The following is an 18,868-nucleotide window of genomic DNA, read 5'->3' as shown; positions in this document are numbered from 1 at the left end:
CCGCTCACGCTCCCAAGATTCATCAAATTCCGTCGCGTAGCACTCGCTGAGCAGGTCTGCGAGCATTGTCCCAAACAAACTCTACGACCTGCTCACTTCTCAAGCTGGCCTAACTAGACACTGCCGTGGCGATCGAAATGTCGGATGGATACTTTTTCCAGCCCGGTAACATTCGTATTCAATAGATCTGATTCGATGTCCGAGACAGCAAACAGGAAAGACGATCACATCCGCATCATCGAGACCGAAGACGTCGAGACGACCGGTTCGGGGTTCGCTGATATCGAACTCGTTCACGAAGCACTTCCGGAGGTTCACCGCGGTGAGGTGGACACGACGACGACGCTTTTGGGACACGAGCTCGCGGCCCCGATCGTCATCGAGAGCATGACCGGCGGCCACCCGAACACGACCGAACTGAACCGGGCGCTCGCGGCGGCGGCCCAGCGAACCGATGTCGCGATGGGTGTCGGCAGCCAGCGCGCCGGCCTCGAGGTCGACGACGAGGAGATCCTCGAGTCCTACACCGTCGTTCGAGACGTTGCACCGGACGCCTTCCTCTACGGCAACGTCGGTGCGGCCCAGTTGCTCGAGTACGACGTGGCCGACGTCGAGGCGGCCGTGGAGATGATCGACGCCGACGCGATGGCGATTCACCTGAACTTTCTGCAGGAGGCCGTCCAGCCGGAGGGTGACGTCGACGCCCGGGGCTGTCTTGGGGCGATCGAACGGGTCGCCGACGAGCTTTCGGTTCCGGTGATCGTCAAGGAGACGGGCAACGGCATTTCGCGGGAGACGGCCACTCGACTCGCCGACGCCGGCGTCGATGCCGTCGACGTCGCCGGACAGGGCGGCACGACCTGGTCGGGAATCGAGTCCCACCGGGCGGCTGCGGTCGACGCCGATCGACAGGAACGGCTCGGCCGGCTGTTTCGCGCCTGGGGCGTTCCGACTGCAGTGAGCACGCTCGAGGCAGCCGCTGTCCACGACTGTGTAATTGCGAGCGGCGGGGTTCGATCCGGGCTGGACGTCGCGAAGGCGATCGCGCTCGGTGCTCGTGCCGGCGGGCTCGCGAAGCCGTTCCTCGCGCCGGCCGGACGGGGTGTCGACGCCGTCGTGGAGCTGATCGAGACGCTCGTCCTCGAACTCCGGACGGCGATGTTCGTCACGGGATCGGCGTCGGTTTCGGAGCTACGGGACACCGAACGCGTCGTGCTCGGGCGAACGAAGGAGTATCTCGATCGTCGCTGAGAGCGTCGACCGTCGGTACCCGCCGCTATTCGACGTAGCGTCCGAAAAAATCGCGGGTTATCGAACCTTACAGGTCGCGGGGCTGGACCGTCTTCCGGTCGTTAGCCTCTGCACGTCGCGCTGCGTCCGCGAGGAGTTCGTCGACTTCCTCGTCGAGTGCGTCGTAGAAATCCGAGGCGACGTTTTTGTCATCGAGCGCTTCCTTGACGGCGGCTTTGACGATAAGATCTGCCATACGATATACTCGTTTCCGGTTACCTCATATATATGTTTTGGTTAGTCGTGGAAATACGGGGGTTCCAGCGGTTGATTCGTCCGTTTCGGTGCACAGAACCACCGGAAAGTATATAGTTGATGAACGGCCAGCGGGATTTTCGGAGCGATCGAGACACCGTATTCGGCTCGCGCGCGGTCCTCTGGGTCTCCCGCGCATGTTCAGCGATACCACCCGCTGGGAATCGATCGCTCGCGACCCGAACTCCGGTCGACGGATTCGAGTACGTCGGCCCTCGAGGACACGTATGCGCGAACTCCTCGAGGCCGTCGCCGGCGGCTCGCTGTCGCCGGCACAGGCCGAAGCCGAGCTCAGAGGCTACGTCGTCGGCGACGCCGGCAGGTTCGATGCGGCTCGCGAGCAGCGACGCGGGATTCCGGAAGCGATTTTCGCCGAGGGGAAGTCGGCCGAACAGGTCGTCGCACTCGCGGAAACCGCCCTCGAGACGACGGATCGGGCGTTGCTCACCCGGGTTTCCGAGTCGCAGTTCGAGGCGCTCGAGACCCATCTCGGGGAGACGGCTCCCGATGTGACGATCGATCGCCGGACCGCGACGGTCCGGGTGACGAGCCCCGAGTACGAACGGCCGTCGCTCGATGCGACGGTGGGAATCGCGACCGGTGGAACGGTCGACGGGCCGGTCGCGGACGAAGCAGCCATGGTCCTTCGAGACGCGGGCGCGTCGGTCGATCGGGTCGACGATATCGGCGTGGCGGCGCTGGATCGGACCCTCGATCAGCTCGATCGACTCCGCGAGGCGGACGTGCTGATCGTCGCCGCCGGTCGAGAGGGCGCTCTGCCGACCGTCGTCGCCGGTCTCGTCGATACGCCCGTCATCGGCGTCCCGGTCGCCAGCGGCTACGGCCACGGCGGCGCCGGCGAGGCGGCACTCGCCGGCATGCTTCAGTCCTGTACCGTGCTCTCGGTCGTCAACATCGACGCGGGATTCGTCGCCGGTGCGCAGGCGACGCTCTTCGCACGCGCGATCGATACCGCACGGTCCTGACGACGTCCTTATTCTCGAAAAATATTTCCCGAAACCGAAAAGCCAAACAGTGTATGGTGAAGGCTATTTATCCGTTCGACCAGTATACTACGGTACCGGCTCCGGCCGGTGTGACCAATGCCCAAGTGTGACCACTGCGGCGCGCACGTCTCCGAACGGTTCGCACGCGTCTTCGCCGACGAAGACGGCGAAATCCACGCCTGCGTCAGCTGTTCGGCCAACGCCGGAATCGCAGAGGCCGCGAAAGAGCGCGCTCGCGGTACCTGACAACATCGCTACCACGCGATCAACAACCACGCGCCCCCACGGACGAGACGCTTTTTAGGCTTCCCCGCCTGCCCACGAGCGATGGCCGACCACGTCGTCTACGTCCTCGAGTGCGCCGACGGCTCCCTCTACACCGGCTACACGACCGACCTCGAGCGACGCGTCGCCGAACACGACGCGGGCGAGGGCGCGAAGTACACGCGCGGACGGACGCCGGTCGAACTGCGATACCGCGAGGAGTTCGACTCGAGATCGGCGGCCATGTCTCGCGAGTACGAGATCAAGCAACTGAGCAGGGGCGCGAAGGAACGCCTGATCGGTCTCGACTGAGCCGTTTCGACTCGGCGTACGCCGATCAGTCGCCACATTATATCACCGCGAACGTCCGAAAAATAGATACTGTCCGAGGCTGGTAGTTACCATACGATGCAAATCGACGTCGTCGACGATCTCAAACAGCCAGAGTACACCGGCGAGAACCGGTGTGAACCGTGTACCGTGTTGAACCTCGCCATCGCGGCGGTGGTCGGCTCGCTGGTCGCCCGCAAGTCCCGCCTCGGGGGCCTCCTCGCGATCGCGGTCTCCGTCGCGCTGATCTATCTCAGGGGGTATCTCGTTCCCGGAACGCCGACGTTGACGAAACGGTACCTTCCACCCGAAGTGCTGCGCTGGTTCGGGAAGGAGCCCGATCCGGCGGTTGCGAGCGGCCTCGGTGCCGCCGGTTCGACCGGGACGACCCCTGCCGATGCGTCCCGTTCCGGTAGCGAGTCGACCGACACCTCGTCGGCGTCCGGCGACGTCGCCACGTTCGACGAGAGCGACGACATCGCTACGCCCGACGACGACTCGATCGACGGCGAGGACGACCGCGCGATCGTCGACCTCGAGACGTTCTTCCTCGACCACGACGTCCTCGAGCCGTGCTCGGACCGGGACGACCTCTGTCTCACCGCGGAGTTCGAGACCGCCTGGTTCGACGAGATCGAGCCCCTCGACGAGTCTGGCGTCGACGCCGCGGCGGCCGTCGACGCGTTCGGATTCGAGGCCGATCCCGACGAGTTCGAACTCGAGACCCGTGACGAGACCCACATCCTGCTGGCCGGGGGCCGCGGAGCCGGTCGCTGGCCCTCTCGGGCCGGGCTGATCGCGGACGTCGCCGCGAGTCGCGCGCTCGAGACGTGGATCGACGACTGGGACGCGTACGATCCCGAGACGAAAGGCGAGGTGCTCAACAGCCTCCGGATGTTCCTCGAGACGTGTCCCTCCGGCGGCGACGTGGAGATGGGCGAGGAGGTCGTCGAATCCTGCTGTACGTCCCATCAGGTCGTCGCCGTTACGTGCGAGGAGACGGGCGAACGGCTCTTCGAACAGCGCCTCTCCGACGTCGAGGCCTGATTCGGCCTCGGGAAGCGTGCCGTCGCTTTTTTCGCGCCGGCTGCCGACCATACGAGCATGGAGACGATCAGGTTCGGCACCGACGGCTGGCGGGCGACGCTCGAGGAGTTTACGGCCCCGCGGGTTCGGATGGTGGGGCAGGCGGTCGCGACGTACCTCGCGGACGAGGGGCTCGAGGGGCCGGTCGCGGTCGGCTACGACGCCCGCGAGACCTCCCGCGGGTTCGCCGAGGAACTGGCGCGCGTGCTGTGTTCGAACGGGTTCGACGTCCTGCTTTCGGAGCGGGACCGGCCGACGCCCCTGGTCGCCTCCGCGATCGCCGACCGAGATCTCGCCGGCGGCCTCGTTATTACGGCCTCGCACAACCCGCCGGAGTACAACGGCGTGAAGTTCATTCCCGAGGACGGGGCTCCGGCCCTGCCCGCGGTCACCGACGCCATCGCGGAGCGGCTCGCCGAACCCGATCCGCTCCCCGAGAGCGACCACGGGACCGTCCGCGAGGTCGACTTCGCCGCCCCTCACGCCGACGCCGCCCTCGAACTGGTGGCGTCGATCACGGGCGGCACCGACCTTTCGGGGCTGACCGTCGCCTACGACGCCATGCACGGGAGCGGCCGCGACACGACCGACGCACTGCTCGAGCGCGCCGGTGCCACCCTCGAACGGTTCCGCTGCGACCGCGACCCCGAGTTCGGCGGCGGCTCACCCGAACCCGCCGCCGAGAACCTCGCGGCGCTGATCGAGACCGTCACGGACGACGACAGCGACGCCGATCTGGGGATCGCGAACGACGGCGACGCCGACCGACTCGCCGTCGTCACGCCCGACCGGGGCTACCTCGACGAAAACCTGTTTTTCGCCGCGCTGTACGACTACCTGCTCGAGGACGCGTCGGGCCCCGCGATCCGGACGGTTTCGACGACCTACCTGATCGACCGGGTCGCCGAGGCCCACGGCGAGACCGTCCACGAGGTCCCGGTCGGCTTCAAGTGGGTCGCCGAGGCGATGGCCGATCACGACGCGCTGGTCGGCGGCGAGGAGTCCGGCGGCTTCACCGTCCGGGGACACGTCCGGGAGAAAGACGGCGTCCTGATGGCGCTGCTCGCGGCCACGATGCACGCCGACGAGCCGCTGGACGACCGGGTCGACCGGCTACTCGAGACCCACGGCACCGTCGTCCAAGACAAGATCAGCGTCGCCTGCCCCGACAGCGAGAAATCGCGGGTGCTGGCCGATCTCGAGGGCGTCATCCCCGAGACCGTCGCGGGAACGGCCGTAGAGGACCTGAACACCGCCGACGGGTTCAAACTGCTGCTGGCCGACGGCTCGTGGGTGCTGGTCCGTCCGAGCGGGACCGAGCCCGTGTTACGGGTGTACGCCGAGGCTGGGGATGAAAAGCGGGTTCGGGAGTTGCTCGAGGCGGGTCGGGAGCTAGTCGAACCGCTCGTCTAAATATTCGCTCAAATACGTTCCGGTCAGTCGACCCGCTCCGCCGGCACGCCGACGACGGTCGCCCCCGCCGGGACGTCCTGCGTGACGACCGAGCCGGCACCGACGGCCGCGTCCTCGCCGATCGTGATATCGCCCAACAGCGTCGCGTTCGCGCCTAACTGTGCTCCCTCCTCGACCGTCGGGTGGCGCTTGACCGGCTCGTTGGTGTCTCCGCCGAGCGTGACGCCGTGGTACATGTGGACGTCGTCGCCGATCTCGGCCGTCTCGCCGATGACGACGCCCATCCCGTGATCGATCGTCACCCGGCGACCGATCTCGGCGGCCGGATGGATCTCGACGCCGGTCAGCAGGCGGACGAGGTGGGAAAACAGCCGTGCGAACAGCCGACCGGCGGGGCCGCCGTTCCAGCATCGGTGGGCGAGCCGGTGGGCCCAGACCGCGTGGAGGCCCGGGTAGCAGCACGCGACCTCGAGCCACCCCTTCGCGGCGGGGTCCCGCTCGCGCATCGCCCACACGTCCTCACGAATTCGATCGAACATCGCTCCCCGTCGCGGTCTTCGTCGAAACGGTCTCGACGCGATGCCGACCTCGAGTCGACGTGCGAGTCGGCGACCGGCAACACCGGCCCGCGGCGCGTGGCGGATAGTTCCGGACGGTACACGCGGTGTAGCCGGTGGATACCATATCCGAACGTAGCAGCGGGGGCAGTGTAAAAAGATTCGTTTCCGCTTCCCTTCGACGGGTCGAACGTCCGACGGGAGGTCGGCTCCCACGGGTGGGGGCAGCCCCGTCTGATCACTCCCCTCGAGCGAGCCGCGTTCCGATTCGCGCCGGCAATCCCGCGTCCGCGACGGCCTCCTGGACGGCTTCGATATCGTACTCGACTCGGTGGGTGTCGACCGTCAGTCCGTCGAGGTCGAGCACTGCGTACCCCGCCCGCGGATCCCCGTCGCGAGGTTGGCCGACGCTGCCCGGATTGACGACGATTCCCTCCGCGAACTGCTTCGCTCCTTGAACGTGGGTGTGACCCAGTACCAGGACGTCTTCGTCCCCGAGCAGCCGGGGCGAGAACTCCTTCGGGTACGTGTATCGGGTGTAGCGATCCGGATCGTCCGGATGCCCGTGGACGAGTTTCACCCGGCTGTCGCAGGCGAAGCGCTCCGCCGGGAGCGAGGCCAGCCACTCGAGTTGCTCGTCGCCGAGCTGCTCTTTGGCGTGGTCGACGCCCGCCTTGGCCATCCCGTTGAATCGGAAGGGCGTCTCTCCGGCGACCGCCACGTCGTGATTCCCCATCACCGTCGGCACGTCCCGCTCTCGCATCTCGTCGACGCAGTCGGCGGGCCAGGGGTTGTAGCCGACGACGTCGCCCGCACAGAGCAGTTCGTCTACCGGCGGCATGTCCTCGAGGACGGCTTCCAGCGCGACCCGATTGCTGTGAATATCCGAAACGAGTCCGACCTTCATGCTCGAGGGTAAGTGGTCCGAGTGGTTTGTAGGTTGTCCAGTGATCGGTCCCTGTACCTCCGTATCGCCGGTCGATTGACTGCTATGCGCTGGCGCACGCTGTCTGCGAGGCGCGACCGTCGGAAGCGCCTCGGAAGCGAACGGAGAGCGAAGCGATCCGTGAGCGAATCGGTTGGCGAGGACGTGGCTATTCCGTGTTGCCACGACAGCAGAACGCATTCCGTCCCGTTTTCCCCTTCGATTCCGACGTGTGTCACACTGCTCTCGAGCGGTCGATTTCGGCGAACGGCCAGTACTGTATCGATCAGTCGCCGTTCTCGATCGCCGTCTCGAACCCGTCCCCGGTCCGGGCGACGCCGGCCGCACAGACCGCGTGTTCGAACTCGTGGTCGTACACCTCGCTCGCGGCCGCTTGAGCGCTGTCGGCCGCGAGGTCGAACGACTCGGGGGCGTTCGTTTCGTAGGTCGCGACCAGCGTCGGCTCGTCGACGGTCTCGACGAGTAGGGCATCCTTCCGAACCGTCCCGATCAGGGCCTCGCCGTCATCGCCCATCGTCGCCGCGATGCGGGGCGTGTCGTAGTCGTCCTTCTCGTAATCCAGCGCCAGCAGACTCTCCGCCAGCGCGTCGCGAGCCGGATAGCCGAGCTCGAGCTTCTCCGCGATCGGATCGACGTGCGAGCCGTTCCCGAACGCCGCCGTTTCGCCCGTCGGCGTCTCGACGACCCGCAGGCAGTTGTAGGAGACGTAGGGGTTGTCCGTTGCCGGGGCGTCCGCGGTGGGACCGACGGTGAGCGCCTCGTCTCGAGCGGTGATTTCGCGATTCGGGAACGACCGCGAGGAGACGCGGTACGCGCCCACTTCCGGACCGACGACGACGAATCGTCCGACGTACATATTCGGGAGTGGGCGAGAGAGGGGAAAAGGGGTATCGGTTCGGGCTCGAGGGCGTCGGTGCCGTCTGAGAGTTTATGTACTATAGCGCGGTGAACGGCGGTGTGGCTACGGAGGCAGACTGTCTCGAGGCGTTGCGGCGGGCCGCCGAACGACTGGGCGAGTCGCCGACGAAAGCACAGTACGAGGAGCTGGGGCTGACACCGGCTTCCGCGACAATAATTCGAACGTGTGGTGGCTGGAACGACGCGAAAGAGAAAGCGGGGCTGGAAACGGCGTACTCGAGGGGGTCTCGAGTTGGGCCGAAACCTGACGACGTTGAGCTTCCTGAGGGAACGTTCTGGGAGGAGCTCTCTGTCGATCAGCGATGGCACTATCGAAATTCCGATTGGAACGCAGAACGGACGTTACACCGGCGTTCTCAACTTCGGTCCTGGGTTAACGAGCGAAAGCGCGAGCGAGGCTGCTCACAGTGTGGTGTCGATACTGTCGCGTGTCTGGATTTCCACCACACCGACGAAACGACGAAGCAAATGGCGGTTGGGCGAATGGTGACCTTCGGTTACGGGAAAGACGCACTTCGTAACGAGATGGAAAAGTGTGACGTACTGTGTGCTAACTGCCACCGATCGCTTCATTATTCTCAACCGGAGCAAGGACGCCGACAGTGGATTCACGATCTAAAACGAGATACGGGGTGTGATCGATGTGACGTTTCGGATCCTGCCTGTTTGGATTTCCATCATCATGGTGATAGAAAAGGTGCAACCGTCGCAAAACTCGTCTCGAATGGACAACCGAAAGATCGTATTCGAACCGAAATCGATCGGTGTTGCGTTCTCTGTGCGAACTGCCATCGAAAAGAACACTATGACCCACCGGCGCCGTAATCTCCACCAAGGAGTGTCTATACTGGGTCCCCTGACGCCCCGATTGAGTTCGTAACACTCTAATACGAACACCAACTACGGAGTGATACGTCGTCGGTAATCGGAACCGACGAATCATGTCAAGTCCATTAGGGTAGCGGCCAATCCTCCGAGCTTCTGGGGCTCGGGACGCTGGTTCGAATCCAGCATGGACTACTTCTCTGCCGTTTCGTCTCGAACACTTTCCCAGTCGCGCACTGCGTTCTCCAGTCGAAACAAAGGGGTCTCGCAGTACGGTTCGTATCACCAGAAGTCATATCTTTATGCCCTCACTAGGGATCAAATATGAACCGACGGACATTCCTCGCTGTCGGGGGGACGGCAGCGTTCGGCGGGGTCGCTGGCTGTCTCGGCGGCAACAGCGGGACGGCTGCAAACGAGTTCGATTACGAGACGACGACGACGGACGGAGTCGCGGTTCCGCTCGCGCCGGTCGACGACGTCTTCGAGTGGTACGAAAACGACGAGGCGCGCTTCGCGGACGCACGGGGTCGGGACCAGTACGAGACGATTCGTATCGCGGACGCCGTCTTTTCGCCGGCTCCAGACGGAACCGAGGACGATCCGGTCGAGGAGTGGTCGACCGACACGCGGATCGTCACCTACTGTGGCTGCCCGCATCACCTCTCGTCCCAGCGGGCCGCGTCGCTGATCGACGCGGGATACGAACACACGTACGCGATCGACGAAGGACTCGGCGGATGGGCCAACAACGGGTATCCGCTGGCGGGATCGGACGTCGAAACCGAACGGCAGACCTACGAAATCAGCGGGATGACCAGCGCCGATTACGCCGGTCAGATGGTCTCCCTCGAGCAAGTCGACGCGGATCGCCGCGAGGCCGCACCGATCGCCGACGACGGCTCGTACACGCTACAGCTTCACTACGCGGGCTCGACCGACTCTCGATTCAGAGTCGAAGCGCCGGATTACACGACCGAGGGCACGCTCGCGGACCTGACGAGTGCCACGATAACGGCCTGACTCACTCGCTCTCGAGTCGATCGTATACGCCCTCCCGCTCGAGCTCCCCCCGCTTCCGAACCACGTTGGGCGTCCGGCAGATCCCCGGTGCACCGGTCACCTGCGGGACGGTACAGTTGTTACAGCTTTCACAGAGCACTTGCGGAGTTTCGTCTCCCGATTCGGGCTCGAGCAGCCGCGCCCCTAGCCGCGGTTCGGCGTAGAAGGGTCGAGCCATGCCGACCATGTCGCAGGCGGGCTCCTCGCGACGATCACTGCCGTCACTCTCCTCGCTCGAGCCGAGCAGTCGATCCATCTCTCCTCGCTTTCGAATCCCGCCCTCCGCGAGGACGGGGATTGACACTCGCTCGCGCACGCGTCGACAGAAGTCCTCGTTCCACGCGGGCTCGAAGTCGTACTGGAACGATTGCACTCGGTTCGCCAGAGAAACGAGCCGTCGTCTTGTCGATCCCCCGAAGGCCGCGTCGTACGCTTCGCGCAGGGCTTCGTTGTCCCACGCCCGCTCGGGATACTCACCCCGAATAATGCTCATATCCCACACGACCGACGTCTGAACCGGGACCACTGCGTCGTAGCCGATCTCCTCGAGTCGGCGAGCAATCTCGACCCCGTCCGCGAGCGAGAGGTTCCGACGAACGAGAGGTGACGGCGGTGCGGGCGTTTCGGCGGGTACCTTCGTCAGCAGCGGAATGTCCTCCGCTCGCTCGCGAATCTCGTCGTGGACGACCGCGAGGAACTCGAGGCGGGCCGCGGGCGAGCCGCCGAACTCGTCGTCCCGGCGGTTGTAGAACGGCGACAGGAACTGCTGGACGATCCCCATGTTCGCGCCGGCGAGGTGGATCCCGTCGTAGCCGGCCTCGACGGCGCGGGCCGCCGCGCGACCGAAATCCGCCGCGAGGTCGTACACCTCGTCGGTCGTCAGAACGTGTGGGTCGTACTCGAGGAAGCCGATTCGGTCCAGCGCGCGCAACTGCCAGGGCGGATTCGAGACCGCGAGTTGCTCGAGCTCCGGATGCTCCCGGCGGTACTCGGCGTGCCAGGTCTCCATGCTCCGGAGGCCGCCGTGTTCGAGCTGGACGACGATCCGGCTCCCGTGGTCGTGAATCCGGTCGGTCAGCCGCGAGAGCTGCGCGACGAAGTCTGGGTCGTGGACCCGGGTCATCCCCGGTGCGGCGCAGCCGCCCTCGCCGCGAACGATCGTTGCCCCCTGACAGATGAGGCCGACGCCCGACTCGGCCGCGGGCTCGAGGTCGTCGATCAGCGTCTCGACCGTGTCGGGGCCGTTCCCGGCACACTCGAGTAGGGGTGCACGATAGAGCCGATTCGGGACCGTCAGACCGCCGATTTCGATGGGGTCCTCGAGGGTGGCCATGCAGGGGGTATCGGGCGGTCGTACAAGAGCGTAGCGCCGGTTCTGCGTGTATTGAACCTCTTCGTTATGTAATTGGTCGTTTCGAGTGATCTGCTACTGCTGGCAACGGGGAATGCCACGCCCTCCCCAGCCGATTCGCTCGCTCCAGAAGTCGCTCTCTCATCCCTCGCACGACTTCCTGCCGTGGTTCGCGTCGTCGAGCCCTCACTGCGTTCGGCCTCGCACCGCTCACCACGGCACAGCGCGCGCCACCGCAGGGTGGGCTATCGGCCCGAAGTGAAGCGACCGTTCCGAGTCAGGGCGGCTGGATCACTGCACGCCCTTCGATCTCGTTGTGCTCGAGCCGTTCCGCGACCGTATTGATCTCGCCTAAGTCGTGGCGTTCGGTGCGGAGTTCGACGTCGCCGCGGTCGACGAGCGCGACGAGTTCCTGCAGTTCGGCGTACTTGCCGACGAGCGTGCCGCGGAACGAGAACTCCCCGTTGACCAGCGCCTGACTGGGTTCGTGGACGTGGCCGCCGTAGCCGACGATGTGGTGGTCGCCGCCGGCGGCGACGATCTCAGGTGCGAGTGCGGTCGTCTCGTCGGCGCCGACGAAGTCGACGACCTGCTGGGCTCCCTCGTCGTCGGTCAGGTCGGCGATCACGTCCGGCAGGTCCTCCTCGGCGGAGTTGACAGTGTGGCGAGCCCCCAGCTCTTCGGCCAGCTCGAGCGCCTCGCCTTTGATGTCGGCGGCGACGACGTCCGCGGCGCTCATCGCCTCGAGACACTGGAGGCCGATGTGGCCGAGGCCGCCGACGCCGATGACGACGCAGGTGTCGCCGGGGTTGAGTTCGTCGACCGCCTTCTTCACGGCGTGGTAGGCCGTGATCCCCGCGTCGGCGTGGGGTGCGATCTCGGTCGGATCGACGCCGTCGGGGAGCGGGATCACCGCGCGCTCGTTCGTCTGCAGGTACTCGGCGAAGCCGCCGTCCGTGGTGAGCCCGTTGAACGCGCTGTTCTCGCAGTACATGTCCTCGCCGAGTCGGCAGGGCCGACAGATGCCGCAGGTCTGGACCGGGTGGCAGATGACCGGATCGCCTTCCTCGACCAGCGTCACCTCCTCGCTGGTCTCGGCGACGATCCCCGCGTTCTCGTGGCCGAGCGTCATCGGCAGGTCCTGTGGCGCGTAGTCGGTCCACATCCCCTCGATGATGTGATTGTCAGTCTGACACCATCCCGCTCCTTCGACCTCGACCAGTACCTGATCGGACCGCTCGAGTGCGGGACGGTCGACGTCGTCGATCCGCAGCGCCTCGCTCATGTCGTCGGTGTACTCGTGGAGTCTGGCTGCTTGCATGGGACTGCGTCACAGTTCGTCGCCATCCGTCATAACGTTCCGCTCGCGTATCGCCGCGTGTGAATATTTGAACTTTGATAGTAACGAGGCGATATGCTAATTTCAGCGGTATAGAGTCGTGTTACAGTGTCACTCAGTGATGTCCGAAAAAAGAGTGATGTGGCGTGATATCGATGTGCACTGTGCGATGTATCAGCATAACGGAGAGGATATCTTCGTCATCGACGGCCACGTCCACCTGTGGGACGCCACGGAGGAGAACATCGAACACGAGGGCGGGGAGGAGTTCATCCAGTGTTTCTACGATTACCACACGACGTTTACCCCGGAGGAACGGCAGTGGGACATGGACGAGTATCGGGAGTACGGTGCCGACCGGATGGTCGAGGACCTGTTCAGCAACGCCGCCGCGGACATGGCGATCTTCCAGCCGACCTACCTCACCGACTTCTACGAGGATGGGTTCAACACGACCGAGCAGAACGCCGAACTCGCAACGGAGTACCCCGAACGGTTCGTCCTCAACGGCACCTTCGATCCCCGCGACGGGGAGGAGGGGCTCGAGTACCTCGAGGAACTCCACGAGAAATACGACGTCCCCGGCGTCAAACTCTACACCGCCGAGTGGCGCGGCGACTCGAAGGGGTGGCGACTCGACGACGAGGACGCCTTCGAGTTCTTAGAGAAGTGCCAGGAACTCGGGATCGAGAACATCCACGCGCACAAGGGACCGACGATCCGCCCCCTCAATCGCGACGCGTTCGACGTCGCGGACGTCGACGATGCGGCCTCGTCGTTCCCGGAGCTCAACTTTATCGTCGAACACGTCGGCCTGCCCCGACTCGACGACTTCTGCTGGATCGCCGCCCAGGAGAACAACGTCTACGGCGGCCTCGCGGTCGCGGCCCCGTTCGCCCAGAACCGGCCGGGTAAGTTCTCCGAGATCATGTCCGAACTCCTCTGGTGGCTCGGCGAGGACCGCGTGATCTTCGGCTCGGACTACGCCATCTGGAACCCCGATTGGCTCGTCGAGGAAGTGCTCGAGGCCGAGCTCACGGGGGAACACCGCGCCGAGTACGGCGTCGAGTGGGATCTCGAGACCAAGAAGAAAGTCATGGGCGAGAACATCGCGGACCTCTACGACATCGACATCGAGGCGAAACGGCAGGCGTTCCGGGACGACGAGATCAGCCAGCAGTTCGGTCTCGGGGATCACTACGCCAGCGAGGAACCCGCGGCCGCAGACGACTGATGAGTGCACAGATATCCGGCGGTCCGACTCGAGGGGCCGTTCGCGACCGACTGGACCGCGTCACCGATCCGGAACTGGACCGCTCGATCGTCGACCTCGAGTACGTCGACGGGATCGAGATCGACGGCCCTCGCGTCGCCGTCGACCTCACGCTCCCGACCGCGTGGTGCTCGCCGGCGTTCGCGTGGATGATGGCGGTCGACGCCCGCGACGAGGTCGAGTCGCTGCCGGCCGTCGAGGAGGCACGGATCCGGCTCCACGACCACATGCACGAGACGGAGATCAACCGCGGCGTGAACGACCGACTGCCCTTCGCCGAGGCGTTCCCGGACGCCGACGGCGACGTCGCGGCGGTCCGCACGGAACTCGACGAGAAAGCCCGCGTCGCTCGCCAGTACGATGCCGTCGAGGCGCTGCTCGATGCCGGCCTCGACGCCGAGGCGATCGTCGATTGCAGCCCCTGCGACCTCGAGATGACCGACGCGACCGACACCGTCGACGTCTACGTCGACGACCGTTCGTTCGCGGTCACCGTTCCGAACGACCCGATCGAGCGCTACCTCGAGAAGGCCCGCGAGACCGACCTCGTTTCCGAGCCGGACGACCTCCTGTTTCGAACCCCGGAGGGCGACCCGATCGACCCCGAGTCGTTCGACCACGTCCACCGCAGGGGGCGGCTCGCGCAGGTCAACATGTCGAGTCAGGGCGGCATCTGTGACGGCCTTCGAGAAGCGAGGGAGGGACGGCTCGAGGGGACCGCTAACGACTGAGAGCGGCGCGGAGTCCCTACTTTTCGACCTCGAGCAGCGCGACCCGCTCCCGAACCAGTGCCGACAGTGACGCGTCGGTGGCCGCCCGCTCGGCGTCGGTGATGTCGAAGAACTCACACAGCGTCTCGGGGTCCCGCGTCTCCAGCGTCGATTCGTGCTCGACGAACGCGTCCAGCGCTTCGATCGCCTCGATCGCGGCGGTTTCGTCCTCGTCGCTATCGCCGTCGACGAGGACGATCGCGCGGTTCTCGCCCTCGCTGACGCCCATTTCGAGCGCACGATCGATCTGCCGGCGACCGGCGGCGTACAGCAGGATCTCGACGGCGCGATCCCGGGCGACGTTCTCGCCGCGCTCGATGGCGCGATCAGCGAACGCGATGGCCCGCTCGAGGTGTCGTCGGTCGGCGACGTACCGGGCGTCGAAGGCCTGAATCGTCGTCCCGTGTCGGTCCCCGATTTCGCCGAGGTCGGCCACGAACGAGTCGAGGTCGTCGATCGCGAGCCGGCATTCGAGTAGATCCACTAGAAATCACCCAGGCTCGACTGGCCGTCGTCGGCTTCCGCCGGCTCCGTCACGGCCGTTTCGTCGCTATCCGCGTCGCCGCTCGCGGTCGCAGTCTCTCCGCCTTCGCCCGACCCCCCTGAATCCGGCTCGACGTCGTCCATCGACGGATCCTCGCGGCCCGCGTTCTCGAGGATGTTCTCGGCCGTTTTCTTCCCCTTGAGCACTGTGAGGACGACGCCTTTGTCCGCGCTCCGCAGGTCGGCGGGCTCCTCGATCCCCGCGTCGTAGAGCCGCCGGGCGCGCTTGCGGCCCACGCCGCCGACCGAGACGAGCTCGAGCAGCTCCTCGCCGACGCCGTGTTCGACGCGTGCGCGGGCCTCCCGAACCGCGACGGTCCACTCGCTGTCGATTTCCGCGGCCAGCGATTCCGCCGCGCCGAGCAGCCACTCGGCGGTGTCGACCTTCCCGCGGAGGTCGCCCGGTCCGATCTTGTACCGGTCGGTCAACTGCTCCTCGTCGGTCTCCGTCGCCCAGTCCTCGAGCAGTTTGCCCGTCTTGAGCGCGGAGAGCCAGTCCTCGAAGCGCTCCTCTTCGAACTCGCTCGGCGCGTCGCCCAGCAGTTCGGCCTCGCGCTCGTAGAAGAGCTCGCCGAACTTCTCGTCCTCGCCCGAGCGGAGGTAGAGTTCGTACATGTCCGGCGTCCGCGAGACGAGCTGGTAGAGTCCAAGTGCGGTCGGGCGCTCGTCGGCGTCCGCGAGCCCGTGGACGATTTCGGCGGCGCTCATCGGATCCAGGTAGAGCCGCGAGACGGTGTGACCGAGGCTGGTCGCCTCGAGGTCCTCGTCGCGGCCGCCGTCGTCGGCGAGATCGGCAGCGGAGGTGAACGCGCCGTCGGCGTCAGCCTCGCCGGAACCACCGTCCCCGCCGCTGTCGCGCTCTATGAAGTCGTTCGACTCGAGATACTGCAAGACCGTGTCGGTCACCGTCTCGAGCCGCCCGGGCTCGCTCGACTGGCTGGCGTACAGCGTCGCCTCGAGGAACTCGAGGAGCCCGGATCGCGTGCGGGCGAAGCCGGAGGCGATGGTCGCGAGCACGTGCGTCCGCAGGGCGGGTTCGGCGGCCAGTTTCGAGCGCACCGGCTCGGGGTCGGACCAGACGTAGCGGTCGAACAGCTCCTCGCTCTCGTCGTGACTCTTCGCGAGCAGGACGGCCTCGCCGTAGGGATCCAATCCCGGCCGGCCCGCTCGCCCCATCATCTGGTGGACCTCGAGGACGTCTAACGGTGCCATCCCGCCCGCGCTGGGGTCGAAGCGCCGCCAGTCGCGGACGATCACCCGTCGGGCCGGGGTATTGACCCCCGCCGCGAGCGTGGGCGTGGCCGAGATCACCTTCAGGAGCCGGTCGCGGAAGGCGTCCTCGACGATCGACCGCTGGGTGCTCGAGAGGCCGGCGTGGTGGAACGCCGAGCCGTGCTCGACGGCGTCGGCCAGGTCTCTGCTCGTTTCGGTGTCGCTGTCGTCCCGGATCTCCTCGGCCAGGTCGGCCAGTTCGGTTCGCTCCTCGGGGGTCAGTTCGTTCTTCGAGACGCCACCCAATCGCCTCGCGGCCGCTTCGGCGTTCCGGCGGGAGTTGACGAACACGAGCGAGGAGCCACCTTCCTGCAAAATATCGCGGACGAGCGCGGCCTCCTGCTTCTCGTTGCCCTCGACGGGCACCTCGCGCGTCGAGCCGTCGTCGAAGTTCAGGGCGTTGCCGTAGTGGACGCCCATCTGGAGGTCGATCGGCCGCCAGTCGGTGTCCACGAGCGCGGCGTCGAGCCAGTCGGCGATCTCGTCTGCGTTGCCCACCGTCGCCGAAAGTGCGACCAGCTGCATGCGGGGGTTGAGCTTGCGGAGTTTCGCGAGGGTTACCTCGAGCGTCGGCCCCCGATTCCGGTCGTCGATGAGGTGGACCTCGTCGCTGACGACGCAGGTCAGGTCTGAGAGCCAGTCGGCCCCGTTGCGGACGAGCGAGTCGACCTTCTCGCTGGTGGCGACGACGATGTCTTTCGTCGCGAGCCAGTCGCTGGTGCTCTCGTAGTTGCCGGTCGTCACGCCGACCGTGACGCCGAACCGCTCGTAGGCCTCGAACTCCTCCTTTTTCTCGCTGGCGAGCGCTCGGAGGGGGACGATGTACAGCGCCGTCCCGCCGCGTTCGATCGCCGAGAGCATCGACAGGGCGGCGATCATCGTCTTCCCGCTGGCGGTGGGGACGGCGGCGACGAGGTTCTCGCCCTCGGTCGCGCCGGCCTCGACCGCCTCGGCCTGCGGCGGGTAGAGCTCCTCGATGCCCTCGCTCCGGAAGTGGTCGACGGCACCGGCCGGGAGCCCCGTCAGCTCCTCGATATTCATTACCCGCTTTTGGCGCGTCCCGCGGTTTAAAGTATCGTCTCTCGGATCTCGACCCGCTGCCGTCACCCCCGCCGAAATCACGCTGCCGTCACTTCCGCCGCAGTCAGATAGATTTTTGCGACAGTCATCGCTACCCGAACGCATGTCGACGCTCGCACGGACGCTTCGTTCCTCACCGCTCCGGACGTCGCCCGCTCGCGGGCGAAGCGGCAAGCTACTCGTCGGGTCGGGACTGGCGATCCTCACGCTCGGGATGGCGACCGACACGCTCGGCCGCCGATTCGCCGTGGCGGGGCGAGAGCCGTCCGTCCTCGAGTTCGGCGTCGTCCTCGTCGGGGCCGCGCTCGTCGTCGCGTTCGTCCGGTATCTGCTCGGGAAACTGAAGCGGGCCGCCGGCTACAGCCTGCTCGGCACGATCGGGGTCGGGTTCGGTCTGCCGGCGCTGATCGCGCTGCCCGCCGTCGGCGGCATCGCTCGCCGGCTCGGCTCGATGGCGTACGTCCGACTGCCGTGGGTCGGTCCCTCCCGCTGGGAACGGATCCTCGACATGGTCGGCGGCCCTCGCGGGCTCGTCTCCGGCTGTTACGGCACGACCCTGCTGACGGTCGGCGCGTCGACCGGGTCGCTCGAGGAGACCTACGTCGTCTTCGGGAACCGGCTCTCGCTGCTCGCCGTCTTCGTCCTGCTGACCGCACCCGGCGTCGTCCTCTACTATCTGCGCCGGTGACCGCGGGGCTCGGGGCGGGACCGCCGAAACGGGATCGTTCTCGGGTCGTCGTAGAACCCCAGAACCGGCCAGCGGAACCGTATCGACTCAAGTACCGGCAGTACAGGGCAACACGCATTCCCCGTCGATAGATCGATGAGGATCGGTGCCGAAGTCCGTCCCGTGATCGCTCCGCAGCACGTCCTCGTCCCCACCCTCGGCCGCCCACGGGAGGACGAGGCCCTCGCGTACGCCCTCGAGACGTTCCCCGACGCCGACGTCACGTTCCTCGCAGTCCTGACGCCGCTCGACGCGCCGCTCAGCGAGGGCGGCGTCCTCGAGCGAGGCGAGGAACGGACGGACCAGGCTCGGCGCAGCGCGACGGCGGTGCTCGAGTCCGTCACGAATTCCGACTCGCTGGACCGAGTCGCGATCGAGACGGCGGAGGGCCGACCCGGAACCGTCGTTCCCCGATACGCGTCCGAAGAGGGGGTCGATCACGTCGTGATGTACGGCTCCGAAAACGGGTCGGTGGGGTTCCTCCGCCGATTTCTCGGCCGCGGCATCGCCGCGACGGTGGTCGAACGGACGCCCCGTCCGGTGACGGTACTCGAGTGAGT

Annotated in this window: 20 protein-coding genes and 1 tRNA gene; 13 read left to right on the top strand and 8 right to left on the bottom strand. The window is 66.0% G+C overall.

From position 1 onward, the window contains the following. Positions 1 to 195 precede the first annotated feature (195 nt). Entirely contained in the window at positions 196 to 1,251 is a 1,056-nt protein-coding gene (gene fni / locus NDI89_RS19585; RefSeq protein ID WP_277524055.1) for a type 2 isopentenyl-diphosphate Delta-isomerase, read from the top strand. A 67-nt stretch (positions 1,252 to 1,318) separates the two neighbouring features. Here fni and NDI89_RS19580 read toward each other — a convergent pair whose 3' ends face one another. Continuing rightward, positions 1,319 to 1,486: a DUF1931 family protein gene (locus tag NDI89_RS19580; protein WP_006665251.1), complete on the bottom strand. Its 168-nt coding sequence runs from the start codon at positions 1,484 to 1,486 to the stop codon at positions 1,319 to 1,321. Positions 1,487 to 1,772: 286 nt separating this feature from the next. Here NDI89_RS19580 and larB point away from each other — a divergent pair, with 286 nt between their 5' ends. The 5 genes from larB (at position 1,773) to NDI89_RS19555 (ending at position 5,645) form a co-directional block, all read left to right on the top strand. Then, complete coding sequence (gene larB, locus NDI89_RS19575; protein ID WP_277524050.1) at positions 1,773 to 2,531, top strand: nickel pincer cofactor biosynthesis protein LarB; 759 nt, start codon at positions 1,773 to 1,775, stop codon at positions 2,529 to 2,531. 117 nt (positions 2,532 to 2,648) lie between these two features. Then, positions 2,649 to 2,798, top strand: coding sequence for a DUF7563 family protein (locus NDI89_RS19570; protein ID WP_226004847.1), 150 nt, complete (start codon positions 2,649 to 2,651; stop codon positions 2,796 to 2,798). An 81-nt stretch (positions 2,799 to 2,879) separates the two neighbouring features. Beyond that, complete coding sequence (locus NDI89_RS19565; RefSeq protein WP_277524048.1) at positions 2,880 to 3,128, top strand: GIY-YIG nuclease family protein; 249 nt, start codon at positions 2,880 to 2,882, stop codon at positions 3,126 to 3,128. Positions 3,129 to 3,224: 96 nt separating this feature from the next. Further along, entirely contained in the window at positions 3,225 to 4,193 is a 969-nt protein-coding gene (locus NDI89_RS19560) for a DUF8054 domain-containing protein (RefSeq protein WP_277524045.1), read from the top strand. A gap of 57 nt (positions 4,194 to 4,250) precedes the next feature. Beyond that, a complete protein-coding gene (locus NDI89_RS19555; RefSeq protein ID WP_277524043.1) occupies positions 4,251 to 5,645 on the top strand; it encodes a phosphoglucomutase/phosphomannomutase family protein in 1,395 nt (464 codons plus the stop codon). A 23-nt stretch (positions 5,646 to 5,668) separates the two neighbouring features. Here the strand turns inward: NDI89_RS19555 and cysE are convergent, their stop codons facing one another. From cysE to NDI89_RS19540, 3 genes are all read right to left on the bottom strand, one after another. Next, entirely contained in the window at positions 5,669 to 6,184 is a 516-nt protein-coding gene (gene cysE / locus NDI89_RS19550; RefSeq protein WP_277524041.1) for a serine O-acetyltransferase, read from the bottom strand. A gap of 256 nt (positions 6,185 to 6,440) precedes the next feature. Beyond that, complete coding sequence (locus NDI89_RS19545) at positions 6,441 to 7,109, bottom strand: metallophosphoesterase family protein (protein ID WP_277524039.1); 669 nt, start codon at positions 7,107 to 7,109, stop codon at positions 6,441 to 6,443. Positions 7,110 to 7,413: 304 nt separating this feature from the next. After that, complete coding sequence (locus NDI89_RS19540) at positions 7,414 to 8,004, bottom strand: IMP cyclohydrolase (RefSeq protein WP_277524036.1); 591 nt, start codon at positions 8,002 to 8,004, stop codon at positions 7,414 to 7,416. A 101-nt stretch (positions 8,005 to 8,105) separates the two neighbouring features. On the opposite strand from NDI89_RS19540, the gene NDI89_RS19535 reads away from it, so the two are divergent. The 3 genes from NDI89_RS19535 (at position 8,106) to NDI89_RS19525 (ending at position 9,914) form a co-directional block, all read left to right on the top strand. After that, entirely contained in the window at positions 8,106 to 8,891 is a 786-nt protein-coding gene (locus NDI89_RS19535; RefSeq protein ID WP_277524064.1) for a homing endonuclease associated repeat-containing protein, read from the top strand. A gap of 122 nt (positions 8,892 to 9,013) precedes the next feature. Continuing rightward, positions 9,014 to 9,086: transfer RNA gene (locus NDI89_RS19530), tRNA-Gln, on the top strand. Between the two features lie 129 nt (positions 9,087 to 9,215). Continuing rightward, on the top strand, positions 9,216 to 9,914 hold the full coding sequence (locus NDI89_RS19525; RefSeq protein WP_277524033.1) for a rhodanese-like domain-containing protein: 699 nt from the start codon (positions 9,216 to 9,218) through the stop codon (positions 9,912 to 9,914). Position 9,915: 1 nt separating this feature from the next. Here the strand turns inward: NDI89_RS19525 and NDI89_RS19520 are convergent, their stop codons facing one another. Next, on the bottom strand, positions 9,916 to 11,286 hold the full coding sequence (locus NDI89_RS19520; RefSeq protein WP_277524031.1) for an oxidoreductase: 1,371 nt from the start codon (positions 11,284 to 11,286) through the stop codon (positions 9,916 to 9,918). 295 nt (positions 11,287 to 11,581) lie between these two features. Then, on the bottom strand, positions 11,582 to 12,625 hold the full coding sequence (locus tag NDI89_RS19515; RefSeq protein ID WP_277524029.1) for an NAD(P)-dependent alcohol dehydrogenase: 1,044 nt from the start codon (positions 12,623 to 12,625) through the stop codon (positions 11,582 to 11,584). 187 nt (positions 12,626 to 12,812) lie between these two features. Between NDI89_RS19515 and NDI89_RS19510 the strand changes: the two genes are divergently transcribed. Next, positions 12,813 to 13,877: an amidohydrolase family protein gene (locus tag NDI89_RS19510; RefSeq protein ID WP_277524027.1), complete on the top strand. Its 1,065-nt coding sequence runs from the start codon at positions 12,813 to 12,815 to the stop codon at positions 13,875 to 13,877. Next, the gene (locus NDI89_RS19505) at positions 13,877 to 14,647 is read left to right on the top strand and encodes an iron-sulfur cluster assembly protein (RefSeq protein ID WP_277524024.1); all 771 of its coding nucleotides are present in this window, start codon (positions 13,877 to 13,879) and stop codon (positions 14,645 to 14,647) included. The genes NDI89_RS19510 and NDI89_RS19505 overlap by 1 nt, the downstream gene beginning before the upstream one ends. Positions 14,648 to 14,663: 16 nt before the next feature. On the opposite strand, the gene cgi121 is transcribed toward NDI89_RS19505, so the two are convergent. Further along, positions 14,664 to 15,170: a KEOPS complex subunit Cgi121 gene (gene cgi121 / locus NDI89_RS19500; protein WP_277524022.1), complete on the bottom strand. Its 507-nt coding sequence runs from the start codon at positions 15,168 to 15,170 to the stop codon at positions 14,664 to 14,666. Then, positions 15,170 to 17,542 carry an ATP-dependent DNA helicase gene (locus NDI89_RS19495; protein ID WP_277524019.1) on the bottom strand — a complete coding sequence of 791 codons (2,373 nt, stop codon included), beginning with the start codon at positions 17,540 to 17,542 and terminating at the stop codon, positions 15,170 to 15,172. The genes cgi121 and NDI89_RS19495 overlap by 1 nt, the downstream gene beginning before the upstream one ends. A 142-nt stretch (positions 17,543 to 17,684) precedes the next feature. Between NDI89_RS19495 and NDI89_RS19490 the strand changes: the two genes are divergently transcribed. Together NDI89_RS19490 and NDI89_RS19485 are read left to right on the top strand one after the other, a co-directional pair. Beyond that, a complete protein-coding gene (locus tag NDI89_RS19490) occupies positions 17,685 to 18,269 on the top strand; it encodes a hypothetical protein (RefSeq protein WP_277524017.1) in 585 nt (194 codons plus the stop codon). Between the two features lie 135 nt (positions 18,270 to 18,404). Beyond that, positions 18,405 to 18,866, top strand: a complete 462-nt coding sequence (locus NDI89_RS19485; RefSeq protein ID WP_425607766.1) for a universal stress protein — start codon at positions 18,405 to 18,407, stop codon at positions 18,864 to 18,866. Positions 18,867 to 18,868 lie beyond the last annotated feature (2 nt).

This window comes from Natrinema salsiterrestre (assembly GCF_029502005.1).
GTDB lineage: Archaea > Halobacteriota > Halobacteria > Halobacteriales > Natrialbaceae > Natrinema > Natrinema salsiterrestre.
This window is presented reverse-complemented; position numbering and strand designations above follow the sequence as displayed.